This is a genomic window from Cognatilysobacter terrigena (assembly GCF_004361065.1).
Classification (GTDB): domain Bacteria; phylum Pseudomonadota; class Gammaproteobacteria; order Xanthomonadales; family Xanthomonadaceae; genus Cognatilysobacter; species Cognatilysobacter terrigena.
In genome coordinates this window covers 1-8,425 of record NZ_SELT01000043.1, presented here as the reverse complement: position 1 = coordinate 8,425, position 8,425 = coordinate 1, and the positions used below count along the sequence as shown (strand labels likewise).

Annotated in this window: 12 protein-coding genes; 9 read left to right on the top strand and 3 right to left on the bottom strand. The window is 69.3% G+C overall.

The window, feature by feature from the left end:
* Positions 1 to 224, bottom strand: a 224-nt coding sequence (locus tag EVS83_RS15115; protein ID WP_484030535.1) for an EF-hand domain-containing protein, incomplete at its 3' end; no start/stop codon positions are given.
* Between the two features lie 124 nt (positions 225 to 348).
* Here EVS83_RS15115 and EVS83_RS15110 point away from each other — a divergent pair.
* Both EVS83_RS15110 and EVS83_RS15105 read left to right on the top strand, forming a co-directional pair.
* Complete coding sequence (locus EVS83_RS15110) at positions 349 to 1,092, top strand: arginyltransferase (protein ID WP_133501964.1); 744 nt, start codon at positions 349 to 351, stop codon at positions 1,090 to 1,092.
* 5 nt (positions 1,093 to 1,097) lie between these two features.
* On the top strand, positions 1,098 to 2,318 hold the full coding sequence (locus EVS83_RS15105; protein ID WP_133501966.1) for an endonuclease/exonuclease/phosphatase family protein: 1,221 nt from the start codon (positions 1,098 to 1,100) through the stop codon (positions 2,316 to 2,318).
* 6 nt (positions 2,319 to 2,324) lie between these two features.
* Here EVS83_RS15105 and EVS83_RS15100 read toward each other — a convergent pair whose 3' ends face one another.
* Both EVS83_RS15100 and purT read right to left on the bottom strand, forming a co-directional pair.
* Complete coding sequence (locus tag EVS83_RS15100; RefSeq protein ID WP_133501962.1) at positions 2,325 to 2,744, bottom strand: hypothetical protein; 420 nt, start codon at positions 2,742 to 2,744, stop codon at positions 2,325 to 2,327.
* A gap of 10 nt (positions 2,745 to 2,754) precedes the next feature.
* Entirely contained in the window at positions 2,755 to 3,954 is a 1,200-nt protein-coding gene (gene purT, locus EVS83_RS15095; RefSeq protein WP_133501960.1) for a formate-dependent phosphoribosylglycinamide formyltransferase, read from the bottom strand.
* Positions 3,955 to 4,114: 160 nt separating this feature from the next.
* On the opposite strand from purT, the gene EVS83_RS15090 reads away from it, so the two are divergent.
* From EVS83_RS15090 to EVS83_RS15060, 7 genes are read left to right on the top strand one after another with little or no spacing between them, the layout of a single operon-like run.
* On the top strand, positions 4,115 to 5,014 hold the full coding sequence (locus tag EVS83_RS15090; RefSeq protein ID WP_166636931.1) for a hypothetical protein: 900 nt from the start codon (positions 4,115 to 4,117) through the stop codon (positions 5,012 to 5,014).
* A 48-nt stretch (positions 5,015 to 5,062) separates the two neighbouring features.
* Positions 5,063 to 5,926: an SPFH domain-containing protein gene (locus EVS83_RS15085; protein ID WP_133501956.1), complete on the top strand. Its 864-nt coding sequence runs from the start codon at positions 5,063 to 5,065 to the stop codon at positions 5,924 to 5,926.
* The gene (locus EVS83_RS15080; protein WP_133501954.1) at positions 5,926 to 6,228 is read left to right on the top strand and encodes a hypothetical protein; all 303 of its coding nucleotides are present in this window, start codon (positions 5,926 to 5,928) and stop codon (positions 6,226 to 6,228) included. Before EVS83_RS15085 ends, EVS83_RS15080 begins: the two co-directional genes overlap by 1 nt.
* Positions 6,225 to 6,416, top strand: a complete 192-nt coding sequence (locus EVS83_RS15075; RefSeq protein ID WP_133501952.1) for a type II toxin-antitoxin system antitoxin — start codon at positions 6,225 to 6,227, stop codon at positions 6,414 to 6,416. The genes EVS83_RS15080 and EVS83_RS15075 overlap by 4 nt, the downstream gene beginning before the upstream one ends.
* A complete protein-coding gene (locus EVS83_RS15070) occupies positions 6,413 to 6,592 on the top strand; it encodes a DUF4177 domain-containing protein (RefSeq protein ID WP_133501950.1) in 180 nt (59 codons plus the stop codon). The genes EVS83_RS15075 and EVS83_RS15070 overlap by 4 nt, the downstream gene beginning before the upstream one ends.
* Before the next feature lies 1 nt (position 6,593).
* Complete coding sequence (locus EVS83_RS15065; protein ID WP_133501948.1) at positions 6,594 to 7,898, top strand: alpha/beta hydrolase; 1,305 nt, start codon at positions 6,594 to 6,596, stop codon at positions 7,896 to 7,898.
* A 3-nt stretch (positions 7,899 to 7,901) separates the two neighbouring features.
* Positions 7,902 to 8,414 carry a hypothetical protein gene (locus EVS83_RS15060; protein ID WP_133499752.1) on the top strand — a complete coding sequence of 171 codons (513 nt, stop codon included), beginning with the start codon at positions 7,902 to 7,904 and terminating at the stop codon, positions 8,412 to 8,414.
* Positions 8,415 to 8,425: the final 11 nt, after the last annotated feature.

Below are 8,425 nucleotides of genomic sequence, written 5' to 3'. Positions count from 1 at the left end.
GCGTCGATGCGGCCGTCCTTGTTCTTGTCGAGTTGGTCGAACTTCTGCGCCAGGCGCGGGTTCGCCGCGGCTTCCGTGTGGTCGATGGCGCCGTCGCCGTTCACGTCGAGGCGGGCCTGGGCGCGCGCACCGGCCGGCGCAGTGGTCGTCTGCGGGGCCGCGATGGCGGCACCGGCGGCGAGGACCGAGGCGACGGCCAGGGCGAGGATCTTGGTGTGCTTCACGTGCGTACTCCGGTGTGCAGGCGTTGCCGCCGATGCAGGGGAAACGCCCGGACCGTTCGGCGGTTGACGTCGAGGCGTCCGCGTTCAGCCGCGGGCCAGCCGCAACGGGCGGTATGCTCTGGCCATGGGCAACACCCCCGCGCGCGACGGCGAAGATCTCCGCCTGTTCCACACGGGTCTGCACGAGTGCGGCTACTGGCCGGGCCGGCAGGCGCGCGACCTCGTGCTCGATCCGCGTGATCCGCGCCTGCCCGACTGGTACGCGCTCGCACTCGGCTGGGGCTTCCGACGCTCGGGCGACATCGTCTACCGGCCGCATTGCGCGGCCTGCCGTGCGTGTACGCCGGTGCGCATTCCCGTCGCCGGCTTCAGGCCCAATCGCACACAGCGCAAGAACCTGCGCCGCAACGACGACCTCGTCATGCGCATCTGCCCCGCCGAGCGCACCGAGGAGCATCTCGATCTTTACCGCCGCTATCTGTCGACGCGCCATGCCGGCGGCGGCATGGACGGCCACGGCGCGCCGGAGTTCGACCAGTTCCTCGTCGGCCGCTGGAGCCGCACGCGGTTCCTCGAGTTCCGCACGTCCACGCCCGATCACACGCTTCTCGCCGTCGCCGTCACCGACATGACGCCGGATGCGTTGTCGGCCGTGTACACGTTCTACGATCCCGAGCACGCCGACCGCGGCCTCGGCACGTACGCCATCCTTCGCCAGCTGCAATGGGCGGTCGACGAAGGCCGCGATCACCTCTATCTCGGCTACTGGATCGCCGGTCATCCGAAGATGGACTACAAGCAGCGATTCCGCCCGCTCGAAGCCTTCGACGGCCGCCAGTGGCTGGCCTTTCCCGACGAGACTCCATGACCCGAATGCTGACGACCGCGCTGCTGATCGCGGCGCTGATCCTGCTTGCCGCCTGCGTCCGCCTCCGCGTGCAGGGCGATCGCGACCAATGGGCGCGCGACGTCCAGGCCAACGGCGTCGCGGGGCTGCGCATCGCGACGTACAACACGTCGCTCAACGATGACCGTGCGAACGGGCTCATCGAACGACTCGAAAGGGGTGACGCGAACGCGCGCAAGGTGGCCGCGGTGCTGCAACGCGTGCGGCCCGACATCGTGCTGCTGAATGAATTCGACTACGACGACGCGCATCGCGCGGCGGACCTGTTCCAGCAACGCTACCTCGGCGTCGCGCAGCCCGGTGGCGGTAACGCACTGACGTATGCGTATCGCTATCTCGCGCCCGTGAACACCGGCGTGCCGAGCGGATTCGATCTCGACCGCAACGGCGTCGTGGGCGGCGAAGGCCGCAGCGCAGGCAACGATTCGTGGGGCTTCGGCCTGCACCCGGGCCAGTACGGCATGCTCGTGCTGTCGCGCTACCCGATCGATACGAACGACGTCCGCACGTTCCAGCATTTCCTCTGGAAGAACCTGCCGAACGCGCGCGCACCGCGTGATCCGAAGACCGACGAGGCGTGGTATTCGGCAGCCGCGTGGGCGAAGTTCCCGCTGTCGTCGAAGTCGCATTGGGACGTGCCGATCCGTACGCCGCTCGGCCGCATCCACGTCCTCGCCGCGCATCCGACGCCGCCGGTATTCGACGGCCCGGAGAACCGCAACGGCCTGCGGAATTACGACGAGATCCGCCTGTGGTCGGAGTACCTGTCGCCCGGCGCGAAGCCGTGGCTCTGCGATGACCGCGGCCGTTGCGGCGGACTCGCGCAGGATGCGTCGTTCGTGATCCTGGGCGACCACAACGCCGATCCGGTCGATGGCGACGGCGAACCCGGCGCGATCCTGCAGATCGTCAGCCATCCGCGCGTCAACAACGCCGTCGCGCCGACCAGCGAAGGCGGCCCGGAACGCGCCGCGCAATACGGCATCGCGCGCAAGGGCAACATCGCGCAGCACACCGGCGATTTCGGCCCGCAGGCCGGCACGCTACGGCTCGACTACGTGCTGCCCTCGAAGGATCTGCCCGTGCGCAGCGGCGGCATCTTCTGGCCGAAGCAGGGGCAGCCCGGCAGCGAACTGCTCGACGCCAGCGACCACCACCTCGTTTGGCTCGACATCGGGCCGCGCTGAAGCAGGTCAGCCTTCCGGCGGACGGCGTCGATCGTCGTCGATCGACGCGTTCGCGCCCGCCGGATCCGCCGTATGCGGCATCTGCGTCGATGGCGACGTCGGCGCCGGCGCGGCCGGCCCGACCGCCGGCAACGCGTTCTGACGCAGCTCGCGTTCGCGCGCGAAGCCGAACGCGATGTCGCTGTGCATCGACACGATCATGCGGACCATCTGCATCGGGATCATGAGTTCGATCTCGGCATCCTTGCCGCGCTCATCCTTCGCCGGCAGCGTCATCTCGACGAACGCGCCGCCGGTGTCGACCACGTGGCAGGGAATGTGCGGACCCGTCGGGCCCTCCTGCACGTAAGGCTTGATCGCCTCGCCCAGCGCTTCCCACGCCTGTTCGAACAGGAATACGGCGTAGCCGCTGGTGTGCTCGGTCATGCAGGAGTCCTCATTTCAGGTCGATGGCGATGGCCGCGGCGGACTGTCGAGCCCGCTCGCGGGCATCTTCCACATCGGCGCCGAGAGCGAGCGTGACGGCTACGCGCCGATGCCCCGCGACGCGCGGCTTGCCGAACAGGCGCAATGCGGTGTCGGGGTGCGAGAGTGCGTCGCCGAGGTTCGAGAACACCGGCACGCCGTGGCCTTCCGCGAGCACCGCGCACGACGCCGCGGGGCCGTACTCGCGGATCGCCGGAACCGGCAGGCCGAGGATCGCGCGCGCATGCAGCGCGAACTCGGACAGATCCTGCGAGATCAACGTCACCAGGCCCGTGTCGTGCGGACGCGGCGAGACTTCGCTGAACCACACCTCGTCGCCGCGCACGAACAGTTCGACGCCGAACAGGCCCCAGCCACCGAGTTCATCGGTGATCGCGCGTGCGATGCGCTGCGACGTCGCCAGCGCGCGCGTGCTCATCGCCTGCGGCATCCAGCTTTCGCGATAGTCGCCGTCGCGCTGCAGGTGGCCGACCGGCGCGCAGAACGTCGTGCCACCGACATGCCGCACGGTGAGCAGCGTGATCTCGTAGTCGAACTCGATGAAGCCTTCGACGATGACGCGGCCCGCGCCCGCGCGTCCGCCGGTCTGCGCGTATTCCCAGGCGTGCTCGATGTCGGCCTCGGTATGCACGGTCGACTGCCCCTTGCCCGACGACGACATCACCGGCTTCACCACGCAGGGCAGACCGATCTTCGCGACGGCCGCGCGGTATTCCTCGACCGTGTCGACGAACGCGTACGGCGACGTCGGCAGTTCCAGCGTTTCGGCGGCAAGACGGCGGATGCCCTCGCGATCCATCGTCAGCCACGCCGCGCGCGCGGTCGGGATGATGCGGGTCGGCGTGCCGTCCTGCTGGTACTGCAGTTCGAGTTCGACCAGCGTCGGCGTGTGGATCGCCTCGATCTCGGGGACGATCAAATGCGGCTTCTCGTGATCGATGAGCGTGCGGATCGCGTCGCCGTCTAGCATGTCGAGCACGTGGCTGCGATGCGCGACCTGCATGGCCGGCGCATCCGCATAGCGGTCGGCGGCGATGACCTCGCAGCCCAGGCGCTGCAGCTCGATCGCGACTTCCTTGCCCAGCTCACCCGAGCCCAGCAGGAGCACGCGCGTGGCATGGGGCGTGAGGGGCGTTCCGATCGTGGGCATGGCGCGGCATCCTGCGGGAAACGCACAGTCTAGGCGCGCGCCGCGCGGTCGGCATCGGCCGATGCACCGCAGCGTGCGCACGGCGTGGTCGAACGGCGGACGGGTGCATGCGATCCTTTGGACGATGCATCGACCGGGGCGCCCCATCCGACTCCGCGGCGTGATCGCCTGCACGCTGGCGTTCGCGGTCGCCGCGTGCTCGCGGCCGCCGCCCAACGGCGATGCGCGCGTCAGTGGCCTGATGCTGGATTCGCAGCTCAGCGAGATCAGCGGGCTGGCGGTGTCCAACCGCCACGACGACACGCTGTGGATGCACGACGACGGCGGCAATCCGCCGCGCCTGTTCGCGGTGGATCGCGACGGCGGGCGCGTCGCGACGTTCCGCATCGAGGGCGTGCCCAAGACCGACTGGGAAGACATCGCCGCCTTCCGCTCGAAAGGCCGCGACTGGCTGATGCTGGCGGACACCGGCGACAACGGCGGCCTGCGCCGCACGCTGCAGCTGCACGTGGTTGAAGAGCCGGCGACGCTCGAGAACGCGCGCCTCAAGCCCGCATGGTCGATCGTGTTCCGCTGGCCGGACGGCCCGCGCGACTGCGAGGCGGTCGCCGTCGACGAGCGCCGCGGCGAGGTGCTGCTGATCTCCAAGCGTCGCCAGCCGCCGGAGCTGTTCCGGCTGCCGCTGACGCCGCAGGTCGACCCGCCTGCGGTCGCCGAGCGCATTGCCCGCCTCCGCATGCCGCCGGCACTGGCGCCGCAAAGCGGCACCGACGAACGCGCCCCGCTGTCGGCGCAGGTCACCGCCGCCAGCATCTCGCCGAACGGCCAGCGCCTCGCCGTCCTGACCTACCGCTACCTGCTCATCTACGCCAAGCAGCCGGACGAGGATTGGGCCCGCGCCGTCGCCCGCCCGCCGCGCATCCTCACCCTGCCCTGGCTGCCGCAGGCGGAGGCGATGGGCTGGGACCGCGATGGCCGCCATGTCTTCGCGACCGGTGAGTTCGTCCCCGCCCCGCTGTACAGGATCGACGTCGACGCGGACGCCGATGAGCGGCGATAGATGGTGATATCGATCTGATATCGTTTCCTCACCCTAGAGGAAACGTCCATGAAAGAGATCGAAGCCCGTTCGCTGCCCGGTATTCCGGTCCTGCTCGCGCTGCTGGTGGCGGGCGTCGCCGACGGCGCGTTTTTTGTCAACGCCGCCGCCAGCGCCGAACCGTCGCGCATGGTGATCGCCGCGGTGATCGGCGCGGTGCTGTTCGTCTGCCTGTTCGGCCTGTACATGCTCGAGCCCAACCAGTCGGCGGTGCTGAGCCTGTTCGGCCGCTATGTCGGCAGCGACCGCCACAACGGCCTGCGCTGGAACAACCCCTTCTACTCGAAGAAGAAGGTGAGCCTGCGCGTGCGCAACTTCGAGAGCGGCAAGCTCAAGGTCAACGAGCTCGACGGCTCGCCGATCGAGATCGCGGCCGTGATCGTCTGGCAGGTCGCGGACAGCGCCGAAGCCGTGTTCAACGTCAACGACTACGAGAGTTTCGTGCACATCCAGGCCGAATCCGCGCTGCGTGCGATGGCCACGAGCTACCCGTATGACCAGCACGAACCCGGCCAGCTCGCGCTGCGCAGCCACGCCACCGAGATCAGCGCGCATCTTGCGCAGGAACTGGCCGAGCGCCTTGCCGACGCCGGCGTGCAGGTCGTCGACGCCCGCATCAGCCATCTCGCCTACGCACCGGAAATCGCGCAGGCGATGCTGCAGCGTCAGCAGGCGAACGCGATCATCGCGGCGCGCAGCCGCATCGTCTCTGGCGCCGTCGGCATGGTGCAGATGGCACTCGCGGAGCTGCAGCAGAACGGCGTCGTGCAGCTCGACGAAGAGCGCAAGGCGCAGATGGTGAGCAACCTGCTCGTGGTGCTCTGCGGTGAGCGCGGCACGCAGCCCATCGTCAACGCCGGCACGCTGTACTGATGGACGGCGCCGGCATCGCCCTCGCCTTCGCGCTCACCAGCGTGCCGGCGTTCCTGGTCGCCCGCTCGCTCGCGAAAAGCGCGCAGCGGCGCGACCCCGATGCACGCGAATCGCAACTCGCGCTGGTGCTCGTGCGGTTCATGCGCATCGTCGGCGCGACGATGCTCGTCGGCGCCGCTGCGATGTATGCGGTCCGCGACGACGTGAGCTGGATCGTGATCGTGGCGCTCGGCGTCGCGCTGGCGGTGAACGCGCTGGCGATCGCGATGCTGGTCGCCGTGGTGCGCGGGCGGCGTCGATGAGCGAGAAGAAGGCCTATCCGCTGCGCATCAACGCCGACGTGCTGTCGGCGGTGCAGCGCTGGGCCGACGACGAGTTGCGCAGCCTCAACGCACAGATCGAATACGTATTGCGCGATGCCCTGCGCAAGGCCGGCCGGCTGCCGAAGCCCGGCGTCCCCGATGCGCCTTCTGGAGAGGACGAATCATGAGCGGTCGCTGGTCGTACAAAGTCGTGGAACTCGAGATCAAGCTGTTCGGCGGCAGTCTCACGCAGCGCGTGCAGGACGAGCTCGACCGCCTCGGTCTCGAGGGATGGGAACTGGTGTCCGCGGTGCAGGCGGCGCCCGTCGATTCGCTGCGCCTCATCCTGAAGAAGGCGGTCTGACATGAAGCGCCTCGATCGCTCGGCCCTCGCCGCCGTTCTCGTCGCATCCATCGCGGCGTTCCCCGCCGCATACGCCGCTCCGCCCGCCACCGCCATCGCGACGCACCTGATCGATGAACTCGACGCCGGTCATTTCGACGCCGCGGCGAAGCCGTTCGACGCCACCATGCGCGCGGCAGTGCCACCGGATCGGCTGGCCGGCGTGTGGAAATCGCTGCCGTCCGCACGCAGCCGCGGCACCGCGACGACGCGCACGGTGAACGACACCACGATCGTCACCATCCCGCTGCATCGCGAAGGCGCCGATTTCGATGCGCAGGTGGCGATCGGTGCGGATGGCGCGATCAAGGGCTTCATGGTGCGCCCTGCTGCTTCGCCGCCGGCGCCGGCAGCGCCGGCCGACGCGCCGTTCACCGAAACACAGGTGTCGATCGGCACGGGCGCGACCGCGCTCCCCGCCACGCTCGCGATGCCGAAGGGCGCAGGCCCGTTCCCCGCCGTCGTGCTCGTTCATGGCTCCGGGCCGCAGGATCGCGACGAGACGATCGGCGCGAACCGTCCCTTCCTCGATCTCGCGCGCGGCCTGGCGTCGAAAGGCATCGCGGTGCTGCGCTACGAGAAGCGCACCCGCGTGCATCCCGAACAGTTCGCCGGCCACGACTTCAACGTCGACGACGAAACCACCAACGACGCCGTCGCTGCGATCGAAGCGCTTCGCACGCAACGCGGCATCGACGCCGCGCACGTCTACGTGCTCGGCCACAGCCAGGGCGCGATGCTCGCGCCGCGCATCGCGACGCGCTCGGGCCATGTCGCCGGCGTGGTGATGCTCGCCGCGCCGGCGCGACGCCTGCTCGACCTGCTGCCGGAGCAGAACCGCTACATCGCGAATCTCGACGGCAATGTCAGCGACGCCGAAAAGACCGCGCTCGCGAAGATCGACAGCGCGATCGCTGCGATCCGCAGCGGCCGTGCACTTGCGCCCACCGACGCCCCGCTCGGCCTGTCTGCCGCGTACTGGCGTTCGATCGACGCGGTCGATCCGCTCGCGGATGCACGCGCACTCAAGCTGCCGATGCTGCTCCTGCAGGGCGGCCGCGACTTCCAGGTCACGAATACCGACTGGGCGCTGTGGCAACAGGCGTTCGGCCACGATCCGCGCGCGACGCTGCATCTGTATCCCGCGCTCGACCACTTGGCGATTACGGGCACCGGCGCATCGACGTTGAAGTCGTACGACGTCCCCGGCCACGTCGATGCGCAGCTCATCAACGACGTCGCCGCGTGGATCGAAGGCCATCGCTGATCGATGCTGACCTGTGAGAGCCTGTCGAAGTTCACCTACACGCTGCTCGAGGCAGGCGAGCCGCGCGCGACGATCCGCATGCCCACACGCCCGGCGCAGGTGCGGAATGCGCGGTTCTCGCTGGGTGAGCCGGGCTACGTCATGATCGAAGCGGCGGGCGTCGAGCACCGCGTCGAGTACGAGACGTTCGATTCGCCCGCCGGCGGCGCGCGGCTCTATCGCTTCAAACTGATGCAGGGCGACGCCCGCCGTGCGTCCGCGACGGGGCAGCCGGGTCGCCCGCGCAAGTGGCACATCGAGGCGCCCGGCACGGTCGGGACGCTGGTCGAGCGTCGCGCGTGGTTCGGCCCGATGCACTTCGACCTCGCGAGCGGCACTGGCGCGGTGGGCGCGATTCGCGAAACCACGCGCATGCTGGCGCTGCGTCGCCGCTTCGAGATCGACCTGCCGACGGTCGACGACCTGCCGCTGCGCGCGTTCCTGTTCTTCCTCGCCGTGAACGCGACCTACCGCTGACGCTCGCGCGC

Bases quoted from the DNA above. Each gene is read 5' to 3' on its own strand.
- EVS83_RS15100 (WP_133501962.1), bottom strand. From the start codon at position 2,744: ATGACCGAGCACACCAGCGGCTACGCCGTATTCCTGTTCGAACAGGCG.
- EVS83_RS15085 (WP_133501956.1), top strand. From the start codon at position 5,063: ATGAAAGAGATCGAAGCCCGTTCGCTGCCCGGTATTCCGGTCCTGCTC.
- EVS83_RS15075 (WP_133501952.1), top strand. From the start codon at position 6,225: ATGAGCGAGAAGAAGGCCTATCCGCTGCGCATCAACGCCGACGTGCTG.
- EVS83_RS15065 (WP_133501948.1), top strand. From the start codon at position 6,594: ATGAAGCGCCTCGATCGCTCGGCCCTCGCCGCCGTTCTCGTCGCATCC.
- EVS83_RS15110 (WP_133501964.1), top strand. From the start codon at position 349: ATGGGCAACACCCCCGCGCGCGACGGCGAAGATCTCCGCCTGTTCCAC.
- purT (WP_133501960.1), bottom strand. From the start codon at position 3,954: ATGCCCACGATCGGAACGCCCCTCACGCCCCATGCCACGCGCGTGCTC.
- EVS83_RS15105 (WP_133501966.1), top strand. From the start codon at position 1,098: ATGCTGACGACCGCGCTGCTGATCGCGGCGCTGATCCTGCTTGCCGCC.
- EVS83_RS15070 (WP_133501950.1), top strand. From the start codon at position 6,413: ATGAGCGGTCGCTGGTCGTACAAAGTCGTGGAACTCGAGATCAAGCTG.
- EVS83_RS15080 (WP_133501954.1), top strand. From the start codon at position 5,926: ATGGACGGCGCCGGCATCGCCCTCGCCTTCGCGCTCACCAGCGTGCCG.
- EVS83_RS15060 (WP_133499752.1), top strand. From the start codon at position 7,902: ATGCTGACCTGTGAGAGCCTGTCGAAGTTCACCTACACGCTGCTCGAG.